The sequence below is a fragment of the Vibrio clamense genome, assembly GCF_050337905.1.
Taxonomy (GTDB): domain Bacteria; phylum Pseudomonadota; class Gammaproteobacteria; order Enterobacterales; family Vibrionaceae; genus Vibrio; species Vibrio cortegadensis.
Window position 1 is genome coordinate 61,039 of the sequence record NZ_JAKJTJ010000020.1, and the last position, 25,367, is coordinate 86,405.

Annotated in this window: 20 protein-coding genes; 4 read left to right on the top strand and 16 right to left on the bottom strand. The window is 38.8% G+C overall.

Going from position 1 to position 25,367, the window contains the following annotated elements:
* Nucleotides 1-119 precede the first annotated feature (119 nt).
* Together L4C39_RS05390 and L4C39_RS05395 are read left to right on the top strand one after the other, a co-directional pair.
* The gene (locus tag L4C39_RS05390) at nucleotides 120-1,031 is read left to right on the top strand and encodes a hypothetical protein (protein WP_429744885.1); all 912 of its coding nucleotides are present in this window, start codon (nucleotides 120-122) and stop codon (nucleotides 1,029-1,031) included.
* A gap of 67 nt (nucleotides 1,032-1,098) precedes the next feature.
* Nucleotides 1,099-2,436, top strand: a complete 1,338-nt coding sequence (locus tag L4C39_RS05395; protein WP_017053506.1) for an O-antigen ligase family protein — start codon at nucleotides 1,099-1,101, stop codon at nucleotides 2,434-2,436.
* Nucleotides 2,437-2,527: 91 nt separating this feature from the next.
* Here L4C39_RS05395 and L4C39_RS05400 read toward each other — a convergent pair whose 3' ends face one another.
* The 12 genes from L4C39_RS05400 to L4C39_RS05455 all read right to left on the bottom strand — a co-directional run bounded on the left by L4C39_RS05400 (nucleotide 2,528) and on the right by L4C39_RS05455 (nucleotide 15,427).
* Entirely contained in the window at nucleotides 2,528-3,568 is a 1,041-nt protein-coding gene (locus L4C39_RS05400) for an acyltransferase family protein (protein ID WP_113799991.1), read from the bottom strand.
* A 98-nt stretch (nucleotides 3,569-3,666) separates the two neighbouring features.
* Nucleotides 3,667-4,419, bottom strand: coding sequence for a WecB/TagA/CpsF family glycosyltransferase (locus tag L4C39_RS05405; protein WP_429744888.1), 753 nt, complete (start codon nucleotides 4,417-4,419; stop codon nucleotides 3,667-3,669).
* Nucleotides 4,420-4,468: 49 nt separating this feature from the next.
* Nucleotides 4,469-5,638 (bottom strand): aspartate-semialdehyde dehydrogenase, encoded by a 1,170-nt coding sequence (locus L4C39_RS05410; RefSeq protein ID WP_429744890.1) that lies wholly within the window; start codon nucleotides 5,636-5,638, stop codon nucleotides 4,469-4,471.
* On the bottom strand, nucleotides 5,631-6,716 hold the full coding sequence (locus L4C39_RS05415) for a glycosyltransferase family 4 protein (protein WP_429744892.1): 1,086 nt from the start codon (nucleotides 6,714-6,716) through the stop codon (nucleotides 5,631-5,633). The genes L4C39_RS05410 and L4C39_RS05415 overlap by 8 nt, the downstream gene beginning before the upstream one ends.
* A gap of 2 nt (nucleotides 6,717-6,718) precedes the next feature.
* Entirely contained in the window at nucleotides 6,719-8,050 is a 1,332-nt protein-coding gene (locus L4C39_RS05420) for a phenylacetate--CoA ligase family protein (RefSeq protein WP_429744894.1), read from the bottom strand.
* 10 nt (nucleotides 8,051-8,060) lie between these two features.
* Nucleotides 8,061-8,483: a serine O-acetyltransferase gene (locus L4C39_RS05425; protein WP_253825327.1), complete on the bottom strand. Its 423-nt coding sequence runs from the start codon at nucleotides 8,481-8,483 to the stop codon at nucleotides 8,061-8,063.
* A gap of 34 nt (nucleotides 8,484-8,517) precedes the next feature.
* Nucleotides 8,518-9,738 carry a VpsF family polysaccharide biosynthesis protein gene (locus L4C39_RS05430; protein WP_371730299.1) on the bottom strand — a complete coding sequence of 407 codons (1,221 nt, stop codon included), beginning with the start codon at nucleotides 9,736-9,738 and terminating at the stop codon, nucleotides 8,518-8,520.
* Complete coding sequence (locus L4C39_RS05435) at nucleotides 9,725-11,140, bottom strand: oligosaccharide flippase family protein (RefSeq protein WP_429744897.1); 1,416 nt, start codon at nucleotides 11,138-11,140, stop codon at nucleotides 9,725-9,727. The genes L4C39_RS05430 and L4C39_RS05435 overlap by 14 nt, the downstream gene beginning before the upstream one ends.
* Entirely contained in the window at nucleotides 11,130-12,278 is a 1,149-nt protein-coding gene (locus tag L4C39_RS05440) for a VpsD family glycosyltransferase (RefSeq protein WP_017053496.1), read from the bottom strand. Before L4C39_RS05440 ends, L4C39_RS05435 begins: the two co-directional genes overlap by 11 nt.
* A 100-nt stretch (nucleotides 12,279-12,378) precedes the next feature.
* Nucleotides 12,379-13,620, bottom strand: a complete 1,242-nt coding sequence (gene vpsB / locus L4C39_RS05445) for a UDP-N-acetyl-D-mannosamine dehydrogenase VpsB (RefSeq protein WP_113799902.1) — start codon at nucleotides 13,618-13,620, stop codon at nucleotides 12,379-12,381.
* A 15-nt stretch (nucleotides 13,621-13,635) separates the two neighbouring features.
* Nucleotides 13,636-14,754 carry a non-hydrolyzing UDP-N-acetylglucosamine 2-epimerase gene (gene wecB / locus L4C39_RS05450; protein ID WP_429744899.1) on the bottom strand — a complete coding sequence of 373 codons (1,119 nt, stop codon included), beginning with the start codon at nucleotides 14,752-14,754 and terminating at the stop codon, nucleotides 13,636-13,638.
* A gap of 205 nt (nucleotides 14,755-14,959) precedes the next feature.
* Complete coding sequence (locus L4C39_RS05455) at nucleotides 14,960-15,427, bottom strand: low molecular weight protein-tyrosine-phosphatase (protein WP_429744901.1); 468 nt, start codon at nucleotides 15,425-15,427, stop codon at nucleotides 14,960-14,962.
* A 494-nt stretch (nucleotides 15,428-15,921) separates the two neighbouring features.
* Between L4C39_RS05455 and L4C39_RS05460 the strand changes: the two genes are divergently transcribed.
* On the top strand, nucleotides 15,922-16,701 hold the full coding sequence (locus L4C39_RS05460) for an RbmA family biofilm matrix protein (RefSeq protein ID WP_017053492.1): 780 nt from the start codon (nucleotides 15,922-15,924) through the stop codon (nucleotides 16,699-16,701).
* On the opposite strand, the gene L4C39_RS05465 is transcribed toward L4C39_RS05460, so the two are convergent.
* Nucleotides 16,698-17,861, bottom strand: coding sequence for a glycoside hydrolase family protein (locus L4C39_RS05465; protein WP_429744903.1), 1,164 nt, complete (start codon nucleotides 17,859-17,861; stop codon nucleotides 16,698-16,700). The genes L4C39_RS05460 and L4C39_RS05465 overlap by 4 nt on opposite strands.
* A gap of 299 nt (nucleotides 17,862-18,160) precedes the next feature.
* Between L4C39_RS05465 and L4C39_RS05470 the strand changes: the two genes are divergently transcribed.
* Complete coding sequence (locus L4C39_RS05470; RefSeq protein WP_429744905.1) at nucleotides 18,161-20,443, top strand: beta-prism lectin domain-containing protein; 2,283 nt, start codon at nucleotides 18,161-18,163, stop codon at nucleotides 20,441-20,443.
* A gap of 113 nt (nucleotides 20,444-20,556) precedes the next feature.
* Here the strand turns inward: L4C39_RS05470 and L4C39_RS05475 are convergent, their stop codons facing one another.
* The 3 genes from L4C39_RS05475 to L4C39_RS05485 form a co-directional block, all read right to left on the bottom strand.
* The gene (locus L4C39_RS05475) at nucleotides 20,557-22,491 is read right to left on the bottom strand and encodes a DNA topoisomerase III (RefSeq protein WP_429744907.1); all 1,935 of its coding nucleotides are present in this window, start codon (nucleotides 22,489-22,491) and stop codon (nucleotides 20,557-20,559) included.
* A gap of 114 nt (nucleotides 22,492-22,605) precedes the next feature.
* Entirely contained in the window at nucleotides 22,606-23,157 is a 552-nt protein-coding gene (locus L4C39_RS05480) for an NAD(P)H nitroreductase (RefSeq protein ID WP_429744909.1), read from the bottom strand.
* Nucleotides 23,158-23,288: 131 nt separating this feature from the next.
* The gene (locus tag L4C39_RS05485) at nucleotides 23,289-25,301 is read right to left on the bottom strand and encodes an FAD-dependent oxidoreductase (RefSeq protein WP_429744911.1); all 2,013 of its coding nucleotides are present in this window, start codon (nucleotides 25,299-25,301) and stop codon (nucleotides 23,289-23,291) included.
* Between the last annotated feature and the right edge of the window lie 66 nt (nucleotides 25,302-25,367).

A 25,367-nucleotide genomic window follows, 5' to 3' on the forward strand; every position in this document is an offset into this window, starting at 1 on the left:
AAAATAGACATAATCAGATCGCCTTAAAAATGAGAAATAGACGGTTTTTACTCTAGCCATCCTATATTAGCAGCAATAACATAATTATAATTTGTCTATCTGGAATATAGGATACAGACATGAAAAAAACACTTTGGCTAGTACTACTCATCACAATTTCATTAGGATTAACCGTTGCATTAACGTTACCTAATATAAACAATAAAACAAACACGGCTTGTTCAAGCACTGAGGCAATAAAAGAACAGTTAGAGCAGGCAGATGACCTTGTAGGCTTAGTCAAGAAATTGTCTGCACAGTGCCCTAAAATGGCAAAAGAAATAGCTAAACTGGCTTCTTTAATACAACCCACTTTAATGGCAGAAATCCTAAAGTCGGTTTTAGAAATTGTTCCTAATAGTGATATTGCAGAATTAACAGCAATGCTTGTTGAAATCGCACCTAAAAATTTACAAGCTGAACTTGTACAAATTGCTGTAGAAGTAAATCCAGCTCTAGCGCAAGAGATCGTTGATGCTGTGGCTAAAATAGGAGCGATGGATCCAACAGATATAATTTTAGCTGCAATTAGTGGCGGTGCTGACCCGGCAAGCATTACTGAACCAACAGCCGCAGGTACACCGACCGCTGGAGCATTAGTTGCCGCTGATAATTTACCTGTGACAAACGATAACTCTATCCTTGTCAACTCCCCGACAGCAGATGGAACTTCTGAAACAGTTAATACACCTGCGGCGAACAGACCAGTTTTAACGACGAATACGCCTGCAGTTGCTAGTTCTCCGATAACGATCAACTCTCTGGCTGCCGATAACACTCCTATCGCAAACAATGCCCCTGTGAGTAATACACCAGTGAATAATGCACCTGCAATTAGTGCTCCCGAAAACGGAAACATACCTATTGCTAACTTACCGGTTACGGATGTACCTACGACACTACCAACCCCCCCTGTTCTGACAAATCCTGGAAACACATCCACTATAGGAACGGGTAGTGGTAGCGGTGGCGGTACCGCATCAACGAATTAGCACTCTATCATAATCCCCTTACCCCGGAGGTTGGTTAAGCAACCTTCGTCATTTGACGAACTATCGTATGCCTTTTATAGAAAAAATAACCTTTACCCTGTTCTTAATTTTCATCTTCTGGCTCCCCATACCTCTAGGAAGCAACCGTCCACTTGCCTGGTCTTTCAACGAAATATGGCTTGCTCTGATAATGCTATCTTGCTTGTTTATCTTCCCATTAAAGCATTGGGTCAACTGCATAAAACGAACAATTGTCATCGTATTACCACTTCTGATAACAGCAACATGGTCACTCATTCAAAGCATTCCGAACCTGCATTTATCTCAAGATCCTGGGTTAGTGTTAGTCTCTGCGCTTAAGGGATTTCACTATCTGCAACTTTGTTTAGTATCTTCAGTGCTTATCTATAATTCAACAACACTAAAATTGCTTGCCACTGTCATGCTCGCAGCCGGTATAACTCAGGCTTTTTATGCAAGCGTTATCAACCTACTCCATCTTGACCATTCATTAATATTTGAATTGCCACTAGGAAGTAGAGCATCAGGCAGTTTTGTCTATCATAATCATCTGGCTAACTTCTTAATGCTAAACCTTTGTATTGGCTTTGGTCTGTTGACAGCTCAGCTAGCAGACTCAAAATCCGTTGGGATCAAAAACAATATGGCGCATTTTTTGTCTGTACTACTCAATGACAAAACGTTTGTGCGCCTCGGGCTAATAATAATGGTTATCGCATTGGTTTTGACACGTTCAAGGATGGGAAATGTGTCTTTCTTTATTGCACTAGTTGTAGGGTGTGCCCTCTTGCTAAAACACTATAAGTTGAAATCAAAAAGTGTTTATATCTTAATTTTCAGTCTATTCATTGTGGATACATTTATCGTCAGTAATTGGTTTGGACTTGAGAAAATAAAGCAAAGGCTTGTGGCGACGAGTTTAGAAACAGAGTCCAGAGATGATGTGATTGAATACTCACTTGCTGCTGTTAAAGAAAGACCATTATCAGGCTTTGGCGCTGGTACTTTCTATTCAACTTTTCCGGCGTATAACCAAGGTAATGTCCAATTATTCTATGATCATACACATAATGATTATATCCAATTTACATTAGAGTACGGCCTAGTTACTGTCATGCTGTTAGGGGGAATGATTGTGCTCTCCGCACGCCACGGTCTTAAAGCCTTCAAAAGAAGAAAGAACCGACTAATGCGTGGAATTGGTCTGTCTTCATTAATGGCAATTATAGGCATGACTGTTCACATGAGTGTAGATTTCCCTCTACAAGCACCAGCAACAGCAATGTATTTTATACTATGTTTAATGATGGCTCATTGGTCATTAAAGATTCCGAGTTCATCCTACAAAACTCGGGGAACTACAGTTGCCACAGTTAACCACTGATAGGTTAAACAATAAATTAGCATCCTAATAACTAAAAACCCCCTATAACATCATCATAGAGGGTTTTTATGCCACATATTTGTCAACAAAGCTAATAGCCTAAGATATACCTACTATGATTAGGAATTAATTTTTTCACGGATAACGATGCAATAATACAAGCTGATAGCAGCAACCCAACGAAAAAGACAAAGAACAACCATGAGTCTAATTGAATATAATGTAAATTAAGCCTCGATATGATACTGATAACAAATGGGTGGATAAAGAATGCAGCGAAACTAGTTGATGCAATAACATTTATGTATTTGTTGTCCACATCCTCAAATCGATGTAGAAGTACCATAAAGAAGAAACACAATGCAATCTTTTGAATAAACATTAAATCTAAGCCCACAAATTCAAAAGGCTGTTTATGAGAACTCCCCTCACATCCCCAATAGATTTGCAATAAAAGCACTAAGAAAATAAAAACAAAGATATAAATTTCTTTACTTCCTAGGTATTTGTATATGTGGTTTTTATGAATCGAGGCCACCATTCCAATCAAGTATACTGGTGTAAAATAGACAAAACTCTGAATGACATTGATATTATCAATTGGGCGATGGATGAAAACCGCAACTAGTGATAATAATATGATAATCATCATCTGAAACTTTAAGTTTAAACGAATAAACATCACGTGTATGGGAGAAAGAAAAAAGGTTATCATGATAAATGGGATATACCAGTAAGCAGTAATAAATCTTCCAGAGATATAATACTTAATAATCGGTACAATATATTCGCTTAAAATCCCCTCACCATTGGGGAGGAAATATCCGTCAAAGGCACTACTCTGTGTTACCACATAGAGTGTAATAGGAGCTAATCCTATGATTAAATATGGATACAGCACATTTTGACATTTTTTAATGATGAACTTTTTATGGTTAAACTTTGAATAAAATACATGATGAAACAGAAACCCTGAGATAAAAACAAAGAGTGATGTCCCACCCGATATAAAATTCATTACAGCTTTATCAAATAAACTATCAAAACTCATCCCAACCACTGAAAAAGAGTGCCCTGAAATGATAAACAAGATTGCAATAGCTCTAAATTGCGTAAAAGAATTGATATGCATGGAAGCCCTAAACAATGACGCATAAATTATAATAAAACATGAATGATAAGGAGCAATTACCTAAATTTGATAAGCACCTAAGTACACTGGCATACTTCTTAAGATTTTCTTAATTTAGCTTTTATAAGTAGCCAAGCAAATTTGCTGTTTGTTATCAAGTATCGCTTCCACATTCTACGTGGTTCTTGAATTACTCGATATAACCATTCCAAGCCAGAATTTTGCATCCATAAAGGTGCTCGCGAAACTTTTCCAGCAACAACATCAAATGTTCCACCAACTCCCATAACAAAGTCGACGCCAAGCTCATCTTTCCACTTGTTTATAAAATTTTCTTTTTTTGGAGAGGTAATGGCTACAAAAAGTAGCTTAGCTCCAGATGCCTTAATTAAATGAACCAAAGCAAGCTCATCATCCCAAAAGTACCCATGATGAAAACCTGCGATCTCCAAGTTAGGATGTTTTTCTCGCATAACTTGTGCTGTTTTGTCGACAACCTGCTCCTCCGCTCCTAGATAGAAAACAGGAAATTTTTCTTGTTCTGCCATAGCATTAAGTTCATGGAACAGATCGACACCAGCCACGCGTTGCCCAACATTATGGCCCATAAAACGAGCCCCCCAGACAACCCCCATTCCATCAATATTAATGATATCGCACTCAGTGACCGAATCAGCAAGTTCAACATCCGCTTTCATGTTCACTATCTTTGCGACATTGACAACGACATGTTGAGTAAAAACCTGATCCGCAACCCGCTGCTTTATTGTTTCAACCGTTTCCTTCATAGACAAAACATGCATTGGTACATTTAAAAAATTTATTTCTTTGTTAACTAATTCGCTTTCCATAATTTTTCTCTAACAGTATTTTTCGATGTTACTTGGTGATTTCGGATGGCTATGAGTGGTTATGATTTTGGTTAGAATAAACAGAAAATGAATAATACATCCAAGCTTGAGTCCAACGAATGTAATTGATTCCAATAGAGAACCGAATATTCTTCTGATAAATAAATTGTTTCTTCTCTGCTGAGTACAGAGTATCAACAGAGTTATTCAGTATTTTTTTCGCCAAAGCGATATGTTCTGATGTAGGGTCAACTTTTATTAATGTGATGATAGCTTGGGCGACAGAATGAGGATCAATTGGATATCGATTAGTATTATAGTATTTCGCAGTACCATCTTTTTCGAAGAAGTTATTGATGTAATAGTCTAGCCCTTTTTTTATCGTCGCATCAAAAACATCAGTATCTAACGCTGCTTTAATTTCATACAGCGCTTCTAGATTATATCCAGTATGAAACCCATCGATAAACTGGTGATGGTGCCGTTCACCATAAACCCAACTACCATCTATAGATTGTTGCCCAGCACTACGGGCAGCAATCCTTAAAGACAAGTCTCGGTATTTCCTGTTTCCTGTTTGACTGGCAGAAAATGCCACCCAAGCAGCAGCCCAAAGACTAGCGTTGTGAACAAAAGCGATCTCACCCGGTATATAGGCAAAAAATTCCTGATTATCAATGTTCGTATAGAGATGGTTTACAATAAAATCAGCGCTGCTTAAGGCGGTATTGACCATATCGTCGCGTCCTAATTGGAGCCCGAGTTGATATAATGCGCGACTCACATAAACCGTGGTGATCACGTTAGGTTTACCTTTAGGAACAAAAAAAGCACGCGCTTTCCAGTCAAAATGATAACCCCAACAAGAAGAGGTCCATTCATCACCAGCACAATTTTGTTCAAGTAACCAATTACCTAACTCTTCAGCTTCAGCAAGTAATTTCGAGTCCTTTGTACTTTTGTACTCTTCTAGTATCCCTAAAATAAATAAACCGATCCCCTTAGGATTCCTTTTTTCAGGCACCCCAAATAACGGGCGAAAGTTGATAGGTGAACGCTTAAATAATTGGATCCAAGCTAGTCCAACGATGCTATCTTTCAAGCTTGGGAAATGACAGAAAAAACGGGCATTCAAACCATCAAATGGATCATATCCAGCAAAGTTTCGTAACTTCGCCTGTTGAAAAATAGTATCTTTTACATCAACAATGTTATTCATTTTCTAAGCCCAACGTATCATCATAAACTTTTTGCATCTGAGGGATAATTGCATCAAGAGAAAAATTATCATCAAATTTAGTCTTTGCCGCGTTAACAAACTCTCTATTTGCATCACGATCTGAAATCATAGTGATCAAGGCTTGCTCTAAATTTTGGATATCTCCAGCATCAACTAGCAGGCCATCAACACCATCAGATATGGCATCTGGAATACCCCCTGCATAGCTTGAAACGACAGCAATACCGGCAGACATAGCTTCTAGGACTCCCATAGGAAACCCTTCGTTGTAGCTAGGTAAACAATACACGTCCGCTTTTTTCAAGATATCTAATTTTTCCTGACCACTAACCCAACCTAAGAAGTGAACTGAGTCGTCAATACCCAGCTTTTTTGCTTCTTCTTTGTATTCACAAATATTTCCATCACCTGCCATCATTAATGTTGCATGTGGTAAAACATGTTTAATTTGCTTGAAAGCATGAATGAGATCGAGTGCACCTTTACGTGGGCCAATCCTTCCCAAAAAAGCAATCGTTCCAGGTTGGACTTCGGATCTCTTTATCGATAAAGTTGGAACTGCATTATAAATAACATTGACATGATCACTTTTATTAAGTGTTTGATACGCCCAATCAAGCCAGTGTGACGAAAGAACAATAACCTTATCAGACATTTCAAAAGTTTTTCTGATATGCGTTTTTTTCTTTTCATCACATTCATTGGCGTAAAACTCTCTGAACTCAGCACCATGTAGATGAAGAATCACTTTAGTGTTTAATGCTTTTACCATTCTGACTAACAGAGATTTACGCTTGTAACTTCCACGTGAAGACATATGGATATGAACTAAACCAACGTCATGAAATAAAATATAATAAGCTAACTTGAATATGCACATGACGAACAACTGCGCTGCGCCAAGGTGTCCCCATTTATTGTTAGAGGAGTGACTAGTAATTAATTTCACTCGATTATTTTCGAAAAAACCACACTCTTTATAGACACTTAAAACGGTAGCAACACCACCTTGACCATGAATATCGGTTGCCACTGTAATATTAATTTTTTTATTCACATCTATTCCTTGATTGTGCATATTGCTTGTCTTATTTTCCCATTTCGTGTTCTATCTAAAGAATTAACCAAATTAATGCTCACACTCATTGTTTGCCCCAATCTATCTTTGGTGTTAGCAATAAGTTTTGATTCCTGGTTTGAGTCAAACACAGTCTCATCTATGACCGCCGAAATGACGATTGAGCGCGGTTCATTTTGAATAAATTGACATGCAAGTAAGCCATCTACCCCTTTGGGAATGTGGTTCAAAATATGAACCTTCTGACCATCTTCACCGATAAGATAATCACCTACACGGCCCTCAATTTTACTAATGATGGGGAAGACTCTTCCGCATGGGCAGTGGGTCTCATCAGACAACACGACATGATCACCCGTTTTATATCGAATTAAGGGAAAATGTTTATTGTTAAAATTGGTTCCAACGATTTCGTGAGTTCCATCCCCAGCGTCAAAAAACTCCACATGAGAATAATCAGTTAACACGTGATAACGACCATGCTCGCAATTAGCGATTGCCGCCACTCGTTCAAATAACCCGTACCAATCAAAAACTGTACATTGGAACCTGTCTTCTACTACTCGTCTGTCTTCATCTGATAGCGATTCTGAAGAAGTAATTATGGACTTAAGGCCTAATGGGTAATATTCGCCTTGCGACTCTAGATATTTAGCAAGGGTAACGATTGATGACGGGTAGGCTTGGATAATTTCAACACCGAAATCAACCATCGCTTTAATGTAGTGTGGTAACGCATTTTTTGTCATATGAAAGGATGACAACATGATCATATCTTCGAACCATGAGTATCGCCAAAATGGGACGGTCTTCTGTTCTAAAGGAACAATCATGTCGCCTCGAATCCACGCGCGCTTGTCACCTTTTTGATAACCTGCCCAATCGAGGTGGCGAGCAACAAATGCTTGCTCGCGAATAACCGACTCAATATCTTGAGGGATGGACAAAGGAGTCCCAGTAGTGCCACTTGTTGCACCATGAATAACATTTTTCTTTTTTGCATCCGAAACAAAGTTTTCACTATTCGATTTGATATCATCTTTACTAATGACAGGAAAACTCTCTAATCCATCAGACTCTAACTTTGAATTTTTATAAGCTGGTACTGTTTCTGATTTTTTAATCACCGAATTTAACTCTAATTCAGAATATTTCTTCAACTGATTAAGGTTTTTATCATGTGCTAGTAATTTTTTAGTTAAGCCTTGTTGACTTTTTCCTTCACGAATAACAACTCTAATTAATGCCCGTACACTTAACAATGTATTCTGAACAAAGATTGGAGAGTTAATATAGATTCCACTTAAAAACATGTCTCGAGTCCTAAATAAAGTTGCTAGGGTCAATATCAGATTTGATCACCTTTGCAGGTATGCCACCAACAATAGTTGATGGTGGTACATCGGAGATAACCACTGCATTAGGTGCAATAATCACGTTGTCACCAATATTTATTGGACCAAGGACGCGAGCACCTGCACCGATATAAACATTATCCCCTATAATTGGGACATCTACATGTTTAGACCGACCACCTATAGTAATGTTTTGCCCAAAGGTGCAGTTTTTTCCGACCCGCGCTCTTTTATGTATAACACACCCAATACCGCCATAAGCAAATTTGCTACCTTTCCCGATAATGGCACTATGAGGAAGAGACGAATTGAAAAGAAAAAATTGGATTGCGTAAATTATCTTAGACACAAAACTCAAATGATGACTATTACACCATTTTCCAATTAACATTAAGTTTATCAACATTTGTTACAATACCCATTCATCAATAATTTATACTTTTTGTTTCGTCCTGACATTCTTTATACCTCAAATAGAGAATACATAAAAACAGCAGTAATACTGGTGTTTTAGTTGTTAATGAATTATTTGTTAGGCTTATAACGAAGAATGTCATCATCGCTAACTTGTCCGAATACCTTCCATTTATAGCGAAGAAAAACATTGGAAGAAAAACGCATACTGTTAAAGGTATCATCCCTAATAGTCCAAATGTAAAAATCCAACCAATAATATAATTTTCAATAACTTTTATCCCAATATACAATTCTATCGATTCAAGAAGTCTATCACTAGCGCCAAAGATCCATTCGGAAATGCTTAGCTGTTCAAATAAATAAAACACATCAATCCGAGCCGAAGCACTGCTATCTATATAGAGTTTTGACATAATTCGATCTGAAATATTTGAATCAATCAAAACAAATATAAATATAAGCAGTGAAAAATAGCCTAAAAGCAACAGCATCGAGATTTTAAACTTATCCCCATTGACACCAGTTGTACAAAATCGCCACAACACAGGAAGACAATAAAGAAAAACTGTGACAGAAAATATGACTAAAGCTGCTCTTCCTCCAAAAGAAAAAAGAGATAAAAGAATAATCAACACATACAGAAAACTTGGCACTACACTTCTGTTGAAAATAAGAATTGCAAGGCTTGCAGTAATAAGTGCATTGTTTAGCGGATGTGTGAGCAGAGCTGTTGAACGAAAAAACGAAAAAGAATTGAACTCAACATTGACTACACGGAAATGCAGTAAGTATTCAATAATTGCTATAATTGAGTTTATGAGTATCAAATAAGCTATTAACTTTTGTAATTTACTTGCTTGATCTTTACTTATTATTGAAAGCAATGGTATTAACAACAGTGGTGAGAGGAATGTATTAATCAAATATGCCATCCCTGATGTTCCATGTCGAACAAACCCATAGACCACAACAAATAGTAAAGATAAAATACTTACGTACCAAATACTATTCAATTTCCCTAATGATAATTCAAACCATCGAGGCCCCAACTTTAATGTAACAATTGCAAAGGAAAACATAATTGTATATGCATAAATATGTATTTTTACAAATGCGGGACCACCATTTGATACATAAGGAATCCCTATATTTTCAAGAAAATACCCACCAAGAGTTACCGACGAGATAATAGAAATTACAACATAGAGATAGATACTAGTGCTTTTCATTGACAGTTAAGCCCTTTATGTAGTCTTTGATAGAAAAGCTATTTAACATAAAATGCACTGACCCATATGATAAAAATCCAACGCTGATAAAGATAATAATAACAAGCCAACTCGGTAGTATATTTGTATACATGCCAGTAACATTTACAGATATAGCCATCATCATGGTTGCCAATAAAGTTTCAGGTAGATGTTGAGGACACGGATACCGATACCCAAGGCGCGTCCCCACGATTAAAGTGAAAATTGAAACTACAAAAAACGCTAACATAAAACTGATTGCAGCACCTATCGCTCCATACTCTGGAATTAGTTCCAAAGAAATTCCGACCTGAATGACAAATGCACTTAAGGTTAAAATTGGCATCCACTTTGTTTTCATTACGAATTGAAATCCATGGTCCAAAAAATGACACTTAATATTAAAAAACCAAGTAGCAATAGATAAAGCGTAAAATATCTTTAGATCCATACCTTGGTAGGGTTCACCTAAGAATAATTTAACTAAATGTGGTGCTAGCAAACATATACCAACTGTCGACGGTATACTGAGTGCGCATATAACACCTCCATAGTATCGATGCTTCTTATACAGTTCTGATTTGTCATTAACTACTTTAGTCAACTCAGGGAAAAGTGGTAATGCTACGACCATAAATACTAGTGACATAATTCCCATTAACAAATTAGAAACCGCAGAATATAACCCAGCCTGTTCAAGATCAGTTAATGATGCAATGAGCAACCGGTCGCTACGTGATGCTAGTATACCTAGTAATCCAGATATCATTAATGGAAGGCCAAAACTAAGCAGTGTAGTTTTCATCGATTTATTATATTTATTAGATATTGTCCCATGATATCCAACAATTACTAATGAAATTGTATAGCTTACAATCAATGCAAATATAGCTGACACAATATTCTCATAATACAAAAGGGTAATATAACTTATTATTACAGACAACATTGATTGAACAAAAACAGCTTTTCGATAATGAGTCACTCGCTCTTCAACCCTTGCACATTCCGTTAAATATAAATATAAACTCTTTGATATTAACAACAGATAAATGGCTGCAAAATTTGTTACGGTGAAAACATTAAACATCATCATGCATATAAAAATAACAAGTGATGATAAAAACAAGCAAACCAACAACCAAAATGACAACTGTGATACAAATTTCAACTTTGATGATGATGTTGAATAGAATCTCACTAAGCAGTTATTAATCCATTGAACCAGTACAGAGCGAGCACCTTCTGTAAATACTAAGAAAATTGCTAACAGACCGTATTCATTTGGAGATAAATACCTCGTCTGAATTGAGATGAGTAAAAACAGGCTAAATGCAGAGAGTATTTGAACCGGCGCATATTTAAAAAGCTTACTTATCACTATTAATATTTCCGTATGCCACTTGATACTTCTCAACGACGCTGTCTATTGAAAAAATGGATTTTATTTCGTCTCTATCAATTGTCTTCACACTGTTTATGTACGCTAATATTCTAGATACTTCATCATCCATTCTATTTACATCAATAAAGCAAACGCCTAATCCTCTGAAAAATGAATTTTTCTCATCCAGGATACCGACAGACGTCGATATCAGCGGCAACCCTGCAGCTAACATCTCCAACGGTGCTAGCCCAAATGTCTCTTCCTTTGATAAGAAAACACCTAAGTCCGCAAGTTCATATTGTTCAATTATCTGGGCTTGAGACATCGCACCCATCCAATGAACTTTTTCGCTAATATTTAAGTTTTCAGTTTTTATCTTTAGTTCTCTCGAGTATTCATTATCATCTGGGCCAATAATAGTTAGCTCTACATTAATTGAACTACTCAGAGTTTTAGTTAACTCAATGATTAGATCAATTTGTTTACGAGGTGTTATCAGGGCACAAGTAACTAACCGAATTACTGAGTCACCATATGAACGACTATTTTTCGCATGGAAGAACGAGCTATCAATTGGGTTGCCGATTTTAACTAACTTATGAAGGTGTTCTCCCTTCACTTCATCAAAAATGATATCGCCTACGCATGTGATCATGTTTGCTTTTGACAGAGTCATTTTTGGCAAGATTGACTCAAAGATTATATTGTTAAAAAAACCTCGTGACTTTCTCGCTATTTTCCCAAAAGAATGAAGTGTTAGTATGGATTTGACATTATTGGACGAAAATAGTGGGAGGCTTATTAAATGGCTATGTACTATATCCGGCTGAGATTCTTTTATTTTTTTGTATAGAAAGTAATTATGATAAACAAACCCAGGCACCGTAATCCCAAATAACGTCTCTTTTTCTGGGATAAATGTAAGCGTTACCCTTTCATGTAAAGCATACTGTTCAAATAATTCAACATCCGTCGTACCCACTTTGATTGCAACTATTTCATACATATAGCCTTCTGGCGGTTTTTCTGCTAACGAACGAATGATTTGCTGACAAACACTATCTACTCCTCCTGCATTTTCGCTTCCCCACTTGACTGTGCTGAGAGGAACAATAAGCAATATCTTTTTCATTACGTTTCCTTTAAGGCAACATTAAGAAATAACGCTGCCTTAATTAAGTTTGCATCACACCGCAATAAGACAGTGCAGATCAGTGAAAGCCATCTGTTTGTTAAGCGACTACGCCTCGAGTATCAATCACCACTTTCTTTGCAAAAGAGGTTTTATCTGCTGCTTTGAACTCTTTATGATCAACAAGAACAACAACAACATTGGCAATTTCCATCGCTCGCTCAAGTGTCACTAATTCAACACCCGCTTCTGCTAATTGGTTCGGCAAATCAGAGATATTCGGTTCAACAACAAGAATCTGCCCAATATCATCCTGAGCTAAGTTCGCTGTAATATCTAATGCAGGGCTTTCACGTAGATCATCAATGTCCGCTTTAAATGCAACACCAAGGCATGCAATTACTGGTTTTTTAAATTGGTCCGCCGCTTGTTTAACTTGCTCAACAACCCATTGTGGTTTGCCATCATTAACATTACGTGCCGCGGCAATCAGTTTTGACTCTTCTGGGCAACTATTGACTATGAACCACGGGTCTACCGCAATACAGTGTCCACCTACACCTGGACCAGGGTTTAAGATGTTAACGCGTGGGTGACGGTTGGATAACTTAATCAATTCCCACACATTAATTTTAAGCTTTTCGCTAATAAGAGATAGCTCATTTGCAAAAGCAATATTCACATCTCGGAATGAGTTCTCTGTCAGTTTCGCCATTTCAGCTGTACGAGAGTTGGTTACAATGCACTCCCCTTTAACAAACGTTTTGTACAGCTCCACCGATTTTTCACTGCAAGACTTGCTCATACCACCAATCACGCGGTCGTTACTCACGAGTTCTTGCAATACATAGCCAGGTAATACGCGCTCCGGACAGTGAGCCACTTTAATATCGGCCCCATCGCCTTTCTGCTGCGGGAAAGTTAAATCCGGCCTTGCCTCTGCCAACCAACCTGACAGTTTTTCTGTTGCCCCTACAGGTGACGTGCTTTCTAGAACCACCAAGTTTCCTTTCTCAAGTACTGGTGCAATCGCTTTTGCCGCGGCTTCAATATAACTAAGATCAGGCTCGTGATTATCCCCTTTAAATGGAGTAGGTACGGCAACCAAAAATGCATCCGCAGATTCTGGTGTAACCGTAGCTTTCAGCTTTCCTGTCATCACCGCACTTCTGACGACAATATCCAAATCCGGCTCAACAATATGAATCTCACCTTTATTAATGGTGTCGACAGCGTGTTGATTGACATCAACTCCGATTACATCAATTCCTCGTGATGCAATCACTGCCGCAGTCGGTAACCCGATATACCCCAAACCAATAACTGAAACTTTACTAAACATTTTTTTCCTCAAATTTTATCTTGCTAAAATATCTGCGATACGCTGACTTGCTTGACCATCACCGTATGGATTGTGCGCTTGGCTCATCGATTCATAAGCCTTTCTATCTAAAAGCAATTGAGTTAGCTCTTCATAAATAATTTGTGTATTTGTACCGACTAGCTTAACGGTACCGGCTTGTACCGCTTCTGGTCTTTCCGTTGTATCTCGCATAACCAAAACAGGTTTACCCAACGATGGCGCTTCTTCTTGAATACCACCAGAATCCGTTAAAATGATGTGTGCTCTATCCATCAAATAGATAAAAGAGAGATACTCTTGCGGATCAATGAGGAAGATATTGTTAACGTCGCGCAATAACCGATTGATTGGCTCTTGCACATTTGGGTTCAGATGGACAGGATAAAGAACTTGGCATTCAGGGTGCTGTTTAGCGGTCTTCAACAATGCTTCACAAATACGTTCGAAACCTCCGCCAAAACTTTCGCGTCGATGACCTGTGACTAAAATGAGGTTTTTTTCTTTATCGAGTATTGAAAATTGTTGGTCCAACGTCTCTTTCAAGTATGAATCGCTGTTGATTTTATTGCGGATCATAAATAGAGCGTCAATAACAGTGTTACCTGTTGTGTGAATGGTGTCAGCGCTATAATTTTCACTTAATAAATTTTGCTTTGACGTCTCTGTTGGTGCGAAGTGATATTGAGTCAGTGCTCCGGTTAGTTTCCTATTTGCTTCTTCAGGCCAAGGCGAATAAATATTTCCAGTTCGCAAACCCGCTTCTACATGGCCAACCGCTATTTGTTGGTAATAACAGGCTAGTGATGTAGCAAAAGTCGTCGCTGTATCCCCATGAACGAGAACTACATCAGGCTTGAACGTCTTTAAGACGCCCTCCATTCCATTTAAAATCTTAGTTGTCACGGTACTTAACGTTTGACCAGGCTCCATAATATTCAGATCAAAATCAGGCATAATTTCAAACAATGCCAAGACCTGATCAAGCATTTCTCTATGTTGTCCTGTCACACATACTTTCGTTTCAAAACGACTGTCTTGCTTCATTTTATGAACCAATGGTGCCATTTTTATCGCTTCAGGCCGTGTACCAAATGCTATTAGAACCTTTTTCACAATATCGACTTCCTGTTATTCCAATTAAAATACCTACTCAAGGTCGAGATTCACTTCACAACATTGAAATCAGTAGTTATCACAAATTTTGAGCACGCTACCGCCACTAGATATCGCCTCTAGAGTGCTATTTACAGCAGTAACAACATAATCATTGTTTATAAACACTTATATTTTCGCGCTCTGCGTGATATTAGGGCTCACGCTAAGCAGTAAATTTATTAAAGATCCCTTCAGAACCAACATCAATTAAGTCAAATGCTTGTTCAAAAAGTGATATCCCACCTTGGTATGGATCGGGAATTTCTGTTTCATTAATGAGACTATGGGATAAAAACAGAGATAATTTATATCTATATTCAAATGGACAAATATCAAAAAGGTCTGCAAGCGTTGATTTATCAACAGCTAAAATCAGATCAAACGTTTCAAAATCATCATTTGTTATTCTCCTAGACTTTGAAACTAAAGGATTGTAACCACGATTATTAGCAACCAATATAGCTTTAGGATCGGGGGCCTTCCCTTGAATAAATTTGAAGACACCAGCACTATCAACTTTCCAGCATAAATCTCTCTGCTGCGCCTTTTGCCTCAAAACAGCTTCCGCCATTGGAGAGCGACATATATTCCCAGCACATACGACAAGAATTGATAGATTTTTTCTTTCCATGACAAATAACAAGGTCCTAAATAATGATAATCGCTTCTTGAATATCCTGTATCTTTTGATGGCAAGGATAATATCTTAAGACGCGACCTGAGTTTGTCTCATAATTGCAACTAACATTAAATATAAAGTTATTTTATGCTGACAATTTCATGCTCTATGACTTAGAAGCAGCTTGTGTTCGAAATTTAACCATCAGCTTTGCAATCTGACTCAGTCATCTTCCCTCACCCGCCTCATCCATTCTTAAATAACATTAAAAGGTTTTATTTACAGTAAGTTATAACAAGTTCATTTTTCAAAAAAGCCTACTATTAAAGTAAAAAGTGAGCCTTGGTTATCATCTCCTTGATAAATTTCTCATCGAAATAAAATTTTTTAATTTATTATTCTGACTCTATTATTGATAAATCAACGCCTATTGTGCGTTGAATATTTGCTTGCTAGACTCATTTCGAAATAAATTCACCCCTTATTAAATAACTTATGGTGTTAAGATGAACAAATTATACTCTTCGCTCTTGATTAGCTTTACCTCTTTATTTACGACAATGTCAGTTAGTGCCGATGAAACCACTCAACAAACATCTGCAAACATTGAACTATCAACCCAAAATATCCAAGAAACTGGTGGCTACTTATCTGCGGATATATTCATAAATAATAAAAGCAATGACTTCGAAAACATTAAATATTGGCTATCAGTAAAAGGCCCAAAAGGTTTATCTTTCCCTGCTAAATCAGTAGTGCAAGGCGATAACTCTAATATTGAGACGGTAGAAACTGGAAGTATTCTCAGTTTCAGTCGAGGAATTTGGATTCGTGATTATATGGAAGATGGCTTATATACTGTATCTATTGAAGGTGTAAATACTGACACCGGAGTAATATTTAAAGAGTCAAGCCAGTTTGTTAAGGGCGTTGATTTATTAAATCCAGCAGTTATTGACGGTCTAAGTTTACAAGTTTCTTTATCTATTGCGTCGAGTATTCCAAGTGATGGCGGTTACCTACCTCTTTATATTGATGTTCAAAATGCCAGAGAAATCCCTGCTAGTGTTGAGTTTTGGATAACCGCAGAAGGCCCTGACGGACTCAACATCCCAATTAACTCTAGACAAGCTCTAACTATTGGCGGGGAAGACTCGTATACTAAAGCTCGTGGATTCAGATTCGATGCAAGTTATCCTAAAGGTGAGTATGTGCTCACTACGCAGATGTATGATGTAGCATCTGGTCAGCACATAGAGTATTCTCTAAGCGTATTCAAAGACTAATCGATACTAGCCTCAACTGGAATACTATTATTTCCCTCAATATCGATATCAATTACGTTTTTATCGATGAATAAAAACGTATATTCATCTCTATATGAATTATTCTTTATAGCGACGTTAGAAAATGACCAGCGCTCATCCTTTGTTATTGTACGGATCGCTGTTTGATATTGAGGGTTACTCACACCATCAAATGTGATGACTTGAAATTCATTGTTTGTTATAGATATATTTTCAATAGGGCTAGTTGCTTGTTCCCAATCAGAATAACTCTGCAATCTAATTCCTTGCTGAGAATAGCTAAACTGATTATGATTAATTCTCAATCCACCCCAACTAACCTTTCTGTCTGATCTAGAGTTTGGGTAGATATTCAACAAGAATCCATCAATGTTTGATAAATTATTATTTTCAAAAAGAACGTCTGAGTAATAACTTAACTCCACGGCGCTTCCGGTAATATTATTGAAGTCATTATTTATAACTTTTGCATTCGACACTTCTGTTCTTGATGATAATTTAAGTGAACATTCAATAAATTGGTTTTCGATAATAGAAATATCATTACTTCCTCCGACAAATGTATTTTTTGTTGCTTGAGTCGTTGTAACTTGAGCACATCCCTGAAACTTATTCTTCATTACTATTATGTCTTCAGAACCAACGGCATATTTTCCTTCGTCAGGACTTGTCGTTATCCTTAATGCCGCATCACCAAAATGATAGAACTCGTTATTTACTATCATACTGTTTTTGGTACTGGCTAAGTACAGCCCCTGTTCTCCCCAAACTTGGTTACTGTTTCCATTATTCAATCCAGTAAATACGACATCAGAGATCATCAGATCTGTCGTGTGCTTAATATACAACAGATACTCACCAACAAAGTCATCACACTTTGCCAGTTCAGCTTTTCCTGCCCCTATAATCGATATATTTCTTTTACTGAACAACGAAATAGTTCGACAAATATCATAAAGCCCATTTGGGATCATTAGCGTATCGTCATCATTTAATTCTGCTAACGCTGACTGAAAAGCTAAACTGTCATCTTTACCATCATCTGCTATGGCACCAAAATAGGTCACATCGTATACATTACCCTGTGCATTCATGATCGGTAGACTAAGAGATGCAAATAGTAAAATTAATCCTTTCATAATTTATAGCCTCAAAAAAAACATACCAACCAACAGAGAATAGTAGCATATCAATCCGTATTTAATTTTTATTATTAATGGTGAGAGCCTCTTAATTTAATTCTTATTTATGAAACATCTCATTAATGAGTCAATGTTATCCTCCTTTTCAGTTGAACTTTATCTACCTGATATAGACAATTCCCCCTAGAGCATCCCCTAACCTGATTTGCTCATAACTACCAGTACTAATTTAATATTTCAGACACACCTATATTATTTTAATAATTATCAAACATGCGAATTAGAAGGAAGCTTTCATGTCGCTCAAGTATTTTGTTCTTACCATAGGCGCTATATCGTCAGCCCTATCCACAGCACACGCAGATACGATTCACTCGAATGAAATATATACAAATTTAAAATGGTCGTGGAATCAGAGTCAATTTGAGCCAAGTTCGGTTCAGGTAATGGCAACCCCTGTTGTCGCTCAACTCAATGACGATAATAGCGACAATATAATTGATAATAATGATGTCGCTGATGTCATCATCATCACCTTTAAGAACAAAGATTACGCGAAAGGCGGTATAATTCGAGCTCTAAGTGGCACGGACGGTGCTGAACTGTGGGCTTACAATAACGGTGCTATTATCGCTGATGCTCGTTATTCTCCTGCAGTTGCTGACCTTGATGGTGATGGCGTTGTGGAAATTGTCACAACCAGTAGCTCTAGCAACTTTATCAATATTCTTGATGTCGACGGCAATATAAAAAAACAAATTCCAAAGGTGGAAAGTGGGTGGAGATCTGTCGGTGATATCTCTTTAGCCGATCTAGATGGTGATGCCTCGATTGAGATTCTCTCAGCCAATGCTGTATACAATTACGATACTGGTTTAGTGTTCAGTCACCCTTGGGCTCCGTCATCGATTAGTGGTGATTTTAATGGCGACTCAAGAGCAGAAGTCTTTACTGGTGGTGCTTTATATCAAAGTAACGGTTCTTTCGATTGGCAATACCAGGCCAATGATACAGTCTGGTTCTCATCTTTAGTCAACCTCGATGACGATAAGCAACCAGAAGTTATCGTGTCTGTACCAGCAACGTATAATTCAGCTGAAAATAGTGTGTTTACTGTCTTGGAACATGATGGAACCACAAAGTGGGAAGTGACCAACCTCGAAAATTCAGGGGGAGGTGTTCAAGCTGTATCAAATTTTTTAGGTCGTGAAACTCCAATAACAACAAGCTTGTCAAAAATTTTCGGTTACGCCAATTACCACAGCTCACCTTCAGCAACCATTACCATTGAAGAGAGTGATAAGCTTTGGATTCGTTCTGGAGCAGCTATCGATGCGATTGGGACTGCGCCTAGTTCAGTAGTAGGAGGTAACGGCGGGTATTTAAATAGCCCAATAGATCTCTCTCAAGTTGAAGCAATAGATATTACTTCAGGTCGATACTGGTGGGGGGGATATCATGTCCTTGCCTTAGATTTCTATTTAAAAGATGGCTCCCAAGTATCGATGGGCTCAAAACGTTACTACTCTCATCATATCAAAACTGAGCGAGTGACCGTGCCACACAACTCCTTTATCAAAAGTATCAATGTCTGGACATCATATTGGTTGGTCGATGGCTTGCAGTTTCAAATCGCATCAGTACCTGACAACCACGATGTCAAAGGCATCGTTTATGCGGGCTATTCAGCCGTGGATATGTATAATTTCAAAGGGGAAAAAGTGTGGTCAGTACCAAATGATGACATAAATAGTGGCAAAATTGGGGTATCCGCTTTCGATTTCGATAATGACGGCATTGATGAGGTGTTAGTTCAAGATCGTCAAACCGTTCGTATTCTTGATGGTCAAACAGGTCGTGTATTAAGCTCTATTGATAACTCTTCAGGTACATTGTGGGAATATCCAATTGTTGTCGATCTTGCAGGTGACGATAATGCAGAGTTAATTGTCGTTGCTAATGATTATGACCGTCCTTATGCAATAAATCATGGTGTCTATGTGTATGAATCTGCGGACGATGACAAGCCATGGAAAAATGCCACACGTATTTGGAACCAACACTCTTACCATTTCTCGAATATCAGTCAAGATGGGTCGATCCCAAGCAGTGCAACATCTAGCTGGTTAACACACAATACTTATCGTTCAAGCACCTTACGTGGCGTTGTAAACAATACGAAGTCTCCTATTTTTGGTCGCCAAACAGGAGAGATCTCTAACCATCATGTATTAAACGATCAAACGTTATTTGTACGTTCTGGTTTCGCGATTGACGCTTTAGGTACAAGCCTTGATCATTTAGCCGGTGGGGATGGTGGAGCATTGCGTTCGCCTGTCAATTTAGCTCAAGTTGAATCTATCCAAGTAACCTCTGGTGATTATTACTGGGGTGGCAATCATATTATTGCCTTAAAGTTCACCTTCAAAAATGGCTCATCAATTCTCATGGGATCTAAACATTACGCTTCAAACAAAGTCGTGGAAACATTCACTATTCCTCAGGGAACGCAGATACAACAGATGAATGTATGGACCAATGGTTGGTTAGTTGACGGATTACAATTTGAACTAAACTAACATCTAACCGTTAGAGACTAAAAAAGCCCGGCATTTGTCGGGTTTTTTATTAATGAAGTGAATACGGAGATCAAATAAACCGTTCTATTCTCTTTCCTCTCTACCTATGAACCTTACTGCTTTTTCTTCTTGCTGTAAGCTCGCTTCTTTCTTTTAAAAGCAGGGCGTTCAACCTTAGGAAGCTGCCTCAATGATTCTGGAATATCACCTGTTTTTACGGTGTGCATTAAATGGTCGATTCGAGTTTCTAACGCTTGCATAAATGGCTGATAGGCTTGATTTCTTTCTGCCATTCCTTGAAGTTGATGTTCCCAATGCGCTGTCATATCGGGATAGGTAGACTCAGAAGGTAAAGCATGAATTAACCCACGACCCGCTTCGCTACTTAAAATGGTTTTTCCTTGGCGCTTGAGTAACTGTCTTTTAAACAAGGTATCAAGAATACCTGCTCGTGTCGCTTCAGTGCCCAATCCATCCGTCTCTTTAAGAATTGTCTTCAACTCTTTATCTTCAACAAATCGAGCTATACCTGTCATTGCTTGTAATAGAGTGGCTTCAGTAAAATGCTTTGGCGGTTCAGTTTTTCGGTCTTTAATCTCACCTTCTCGACATGTTAATACGCTACCTTTTGTTAAAGGTGGAACACTATCCATTCCTGCATTATCATCTTCAATTTTTCCCATCAAGGCTTTCCAGCCAGGCGACACCAATTGACGGCCTTTCGCAATAAACACACCACCAGCAATATCAAACACCAATTTAGCCTCTGCATAAACGGCTGATGGATAAAATTGCATCAGATATTGCCTTGCCACTTGCTGATAAATTTTCATTTCATCGGCAGACAAACTATTCATCGACATTTTCTTAGGCGTTGGAATAATGGCATGGTGCGCATCGACTTTTTTATCATTCCATGCTTTTGATTTAAGGGATAAATTAGCGTTTTGAACCGCTTCTGTTAACTCTTTACTGTTATTGCCTATCGCCTCAGTCACCGACCTAGCTTGCGAGTAATGTTCCGTTGGCAAATAACGACTATCTGAACGTGGGTAAGTGATCAATTTGTGTTTTTCATATAGCGACTGACAGACATCTAGCACTTGTTGAGCACTCATACCAAATCGCTTAGAAGCATCAATTTGCAGTGCAGATAACGAATAAGGTAATGGTGCAGATTGCTTGGTTTGTTTCTGTTCAGACTCAGTTACCGTTGCTGGTTGATTCATTATTCGCTGAGCCACATTTTCCACAAGCTTACGATTCAGCACTCGCCCTTCTTCATCCTGCCACGGTAAACACGCCTCACTCGGCTTCCAACGGGCCCGAATATCAAATTGCTGATTGCCATCTTGATAAGGGATCAAAGCATGTAAGGTGAAGTAATCTCTAGGAATAAAATTTTCTATCTCTTCATCTCGACGAACGACTAGCCCTAATATTGGTGTCTGAACTCGCCCAACAGAGAGCACGCCTTGATAACCAGCTTTCTGCCCTAATAGCGTATATGCGCGGGTCATATTCATGCCATACAACCAATCGGCTCGAGAGCGTGCTAATGCAGACACTGACAATGGAATAAAGTCATTATTACTTCGAAGTTGTGTAAGTGCTCTTTTCACAGCAGGTAAATTTAAGTCGCTGATCAACAACCGTTCCATCGCCGATTTTTTTGTCTTACTCACTTTGCAGTAGTCAATCACCTCATCAACTAATAGCTGCCCTTCTCTGTCTGGGTCACCCGCATGAATGATATGCGTCGCCTCTTTGAGTAACTTACGAATAACCGTAAGTTGTTTACTCGATGTTTTACGCGCTCTTAATTGCCATTGCTGCGGCACAATAGGCAAATCATTTAAGTTCCACTTTTTATATCTCTCTTCATAGCAGTCTGGTTCTACTTGTTCTAACAGGTGTCCAATACACCAAGTCACGATATCCCCATTACCACAACGAATGAAACCTTGATCTTTCTTTTGAGGATTAGGAAGTGCCGCTGCAATTGCACGGCCAAGGCTTGGTTTTTCGGCGATAATAAGACGAGGCATAGTAATGAAATTCTATTTTTGAGACATGTTAGAAACAGTTGAGGCCACATTATCTAATGTGGCCTCAACAAATCAAGAAAAACTGTTTGTTTATACAGTTATTGTTAATAATAGTTATAAATACTCGACATATTTATCTAAATCTCGCTCTTGAACTCGCATTGGTGTGCAACCCGGCGTACCTAAGTAGAGAAAACCAACGATTTGGTCCTCCCCTTCAAGACCGAAAGCTGCGCGAACTTGAGGGTGAAACATCCATTTTCCCGAGCGCCAAAATCCCTGAAAACCTTGTGCTACAGCAGCCATTTGCATTGCTTGAGCCGCACAGCCAGCAGAAAGATGTTGTTCAAATGCAGGCACTTTATCGTGCTCCCTCACTTTCGCGATCACGGTAATGACCATGGGTGCACGAAAAGGCGCTTTCCCTACCTTTTCTATCACCGCATCTTCACTTTCATCAGAAACTGCCGCTTTCACTAAAATATCCGCTAACTTTTGTAGCCCCGCCTCACCTTGTGAAATCACAAATCGCCAAGGGGTTAACGCTCCATGATCTGGCGCTCGCAACCCTGCTCTTATGATATTTTCAAGCACAACACCTTCTGGTGCTGGTGATGACAATTTGGCAATTGAACGTCTATTTAGCAAGAGATCTAACGCATCCATAGTGAATCCTTATTTATCGCTTTGTTTTTCTTTTTATTAGGAAATATCCGATTTCCCTCACTCTAGCATAGAACATAAACGATAATAAGTCTCAATATGGGTACTTTAAACCTCAATACTATTTCAATGTCTTACAGCTTAATCGCCAACTCAACCCCTTGACGTATTGCTCTTACGGCATCCAGTTCTCCGGCATGATCCGCCCCACCAATTACATGAAGTTTTTCCCCTAAATCATGCCATTTGTCTTCAAACGGACGCACCGATTCCTGACCTGCACAAATGACAATTTTATCAGCCTCAAGTAACTGCGGCTTACCTTTAATCGAAATGTGTAACCCTTCGGCATCAATTTTGTTGTAACTAACCCCGCCCATTAAGTTCACACCACGTTTTTCTAATGTGCGCTTATGGATCCATCCTGTCGTTTTACCCGGCCCTTTTCCTACTCGTCCTACTTTACGCTGTAGAACCCATACTGTTTTATCACTGAATGAATCTGGGTATGGATATAAGCCCCCCGGATGAGACATCTCTTTATCAATGCCCCAATCATGCAACCAATCATCTAAATTATGTCCGGCAGGCTCAGTTAACATGGTTGCGACATCAATACCGATGCCTCCAGCACCAACAATCGCAATTTTTTCACCCGTGGGTGTTTTTTCTTTAATCAATGTTTGATAATCAACAACTTTATCGGGATCATCAATGCCTTCAATTTTCACTTTACGCGGTTCAACACCAGATGCCATCACCACTTCATCATAGTCACTAAGCATCTCAAACGTTGCTTCAGTATCCAGCTTCAAGTTCACACCTGTCTCATCAATACGGTTAGCAAAGTATCGAATCGTCTCTCTGAACTCTTCTTTTCCTGGGATCTGCATTGCCAAGCGGAATTGACCACCAATTCGATCATTTCGCTCAATGAGATCCACTTGGTGTCCTCGTTCCGATAATGTAGTCGCACAAGAGAGCCCCGCAGGCCCCGCCCCAATGACCGCGACACGTTTTTTTACTTCAGCAGGCTGAACGACAATTTCGGTTTCATGACATGCTCTCGGGTTGACTAGGCAACTGGCTCGTTTCGCTTTAAATACATTATCGAGACACGCTTGATTACAACCGATACAGGTATTAATAAATTGCGCATTATTTTGCTCAGCTTTTAATACAAATTCAGGGTCGGCAAGGAATGGACGCGCCATTGACACCATATCGGCTTGCCCAGTGCTTAATATTTTTTCGGCTTCGTCCGGCGTATTGATTCGATTACATGTGATCACTGGTACTTTTAGATAAGGTTTTACTTTTTCAGTGACCCAAGAGAATGCTGAGCGCGGTACTTGCGTGGCAATCGTTGGAATTCGTGCTTCATGCCAACCAATGCCCGTATTAATAATGGTGACACCTGCTTCTTCGAGTGCTTGCGCAAGCTCAACAACATCTTCGAATGTACTGCCCTGCTCAACCAAGTCGAGCATGGATAAACGGAAAATAATGATGAAGTCTTTTCCGACGGCGGCACGAATTGCTTTCACTATCTCTAATGGGAATCGAATGCGTTTTTTGTAGCTACCGCCCCAATCGTCATATCGCATATTGGTACGTTTACAGATAAATTGGTTAATCAAATACCCTTCTGAGCCCATCACTTCCACACCGTCATACCCTGCAAGCTGTGCAAGTTCGGCGCTGTTTGCGAAGGCATCAATGGTTTTTCTGATTTGACGAGGGCTCATTTCGCTTGGAGAGAATTTAGCGATAGGCGCTTTCATGCCAGACGCACTTTGAGCAAAAGGGTGCATCGCGTAACGACCAGCATGTAAAATTTGCAGTGCTATTTTCCCACCATGTTTATGCACAGCTTCAGTGACCACTTGATGAGCTCGCGCATGTTTTGGCTTACTAAACTCCGCACTTAATGGATGTAAACGTCCACGTAAGTTCGGAGAGAAGCCCCCAGTCACTATTAGGCCAACACCGCCTTTCGCTCGCTCTTCGTAAAACGCGGCAAGCTTTTGTAAACCTTCTTTGTGCTCTTCTAAACCTGTATGCATCGATCCCATCAAAACGCGATTTCGCAACTGAGTGAATCCTAGATCTAATGGCTCTAATAAATGTGGGTACATGGCTGACATCACTTTTCATTCTAGTTTTTGTGGTCTGACCACAATATTACTCACCAGACAAAAAATCAAACATCC

Excerpts from the sequence above, each read along its gene's own strand:
- L4C39_RS05390 (WP_429744885.1), top strand. The coding sequence starts at position 120 with ATGAAAAAAACACTTTGGCTAGTACTACTCATCACAATTTCATTAGGA.
- L4C39_RS05420 (WP_429744894.1), bottom strand. The coding sequence starts at position 8,050 with ATGTTTTTAAGTGGAATCTATATTAACTCTCCAATCTTTGTTCAGAAT.
- vpsB (WP_113799902.1), bottom strand. The coding sequence starts at position 13,620 with ATGTTTAGTAAAGTTTCAGTTATTGGTTTGGGGTATATCGGGTTACCG.
- L4C39_RS05425 (WP_253825327.1), bottom strand. The coding sequence starts at position 8,483 with ATGTTAATTGGAAAATGGTGTAATAGTCATCATTTGAGTTTTGTGTCT.
- L4C39_RS05460 (WP_017053492.1), top strand. The coding sequence starts at position 15,922 with ATGAACAAATTATACTCTTCGCTCTTGATTAGCTTTACCTCTTTATTT.
- L4C39_RS05400 (WP_113799991.1), bottom strand. The coding sequence starts at position 3,568 with ATGCATATCAATTCTTTTACGCAATTTAGAGCTATTGCAATCTTGTTT.
- L4C39_RS05410 (WP_429744890.1), bottom strand. The coding sequence starts at position 5,638 with ATGAATAACATTGTTGATGTAAAAGATACTATTTTTCAACAGGCGAAG.
- L4C39_RS05440 (WP_017053496.1), bottom strand. The coding sequence starts at position 12,278 with ATGAAAAAGATATTGCTTATTGTTCCTCTCAGCACAGTCAAGTGGGGA.
- L4C39_RS05455 (WP_429744901.1), bottom strand. The coding sequence starts at position 15,427 with ATGGAAAGAAAAAATCTATCAATTCTTGTCGTATGTGCTGGGAATATA.
- L4C39_RS05395 (WP_017053506.1), top strand. The coding sequence starts at position 1,099 with ATGCCTTTTATAGAAAAAATAACCTTTACCCTGTTCTTAATTTTCATC.
- L4C39_RS05430 (WP_371730299.1), bottom strand. The coding sequence starts at position 9,738 with ATGAAAAGCACTAGTATCTATCTCTATGTTGTAATTTCTATTATCTCG.
- L4C39_RS05475 (WP_429744907.1), bottom strand. The coding sequence starts at position 22,491 with ATGCCTCGTCTTATTATCGCCGAAAAACCAAGCCTTGGCCGTGCAATT.
- L4C39_RS05485 (WP_429744911.1), bottom strand. The coding sequence starts at position 25,301 with ATGTCAGCCATGTACCCACATTTATTAGAGCCATTAGATCTAGGATTC.
- L4C39_RS05470 (WP_429744905.1), top strand. The coding sequence starts at position 18,161 with ATGTCGCTCAAGTATTTTGTTCTTACCATAGGCGCTATATCGTCAGCC.
- L4C39_RS05465 (WP_429744903.1), bottom strand. The coding sequence starts at position 17,861 with ATGAAAGGATTAATTTTACTATTTGCATCTCTTAGTCTACCGATCATG.
- L4C39_RS05480 (WP_429744909.1), bottom strand. The coding sequence starts at position 23,157 with ATGGATGCGTTAGATCTCTTGCTAAATAGACGTTCAATTGCCAAATTG.
- L4C39_RS05405 (WP_429744888.1), bottom strand. The coding sequence starts at position 4,419 with ATGGAAAGCGAATTAGTTAACAAAGAAATAAATTTTTTAAATGTACCA.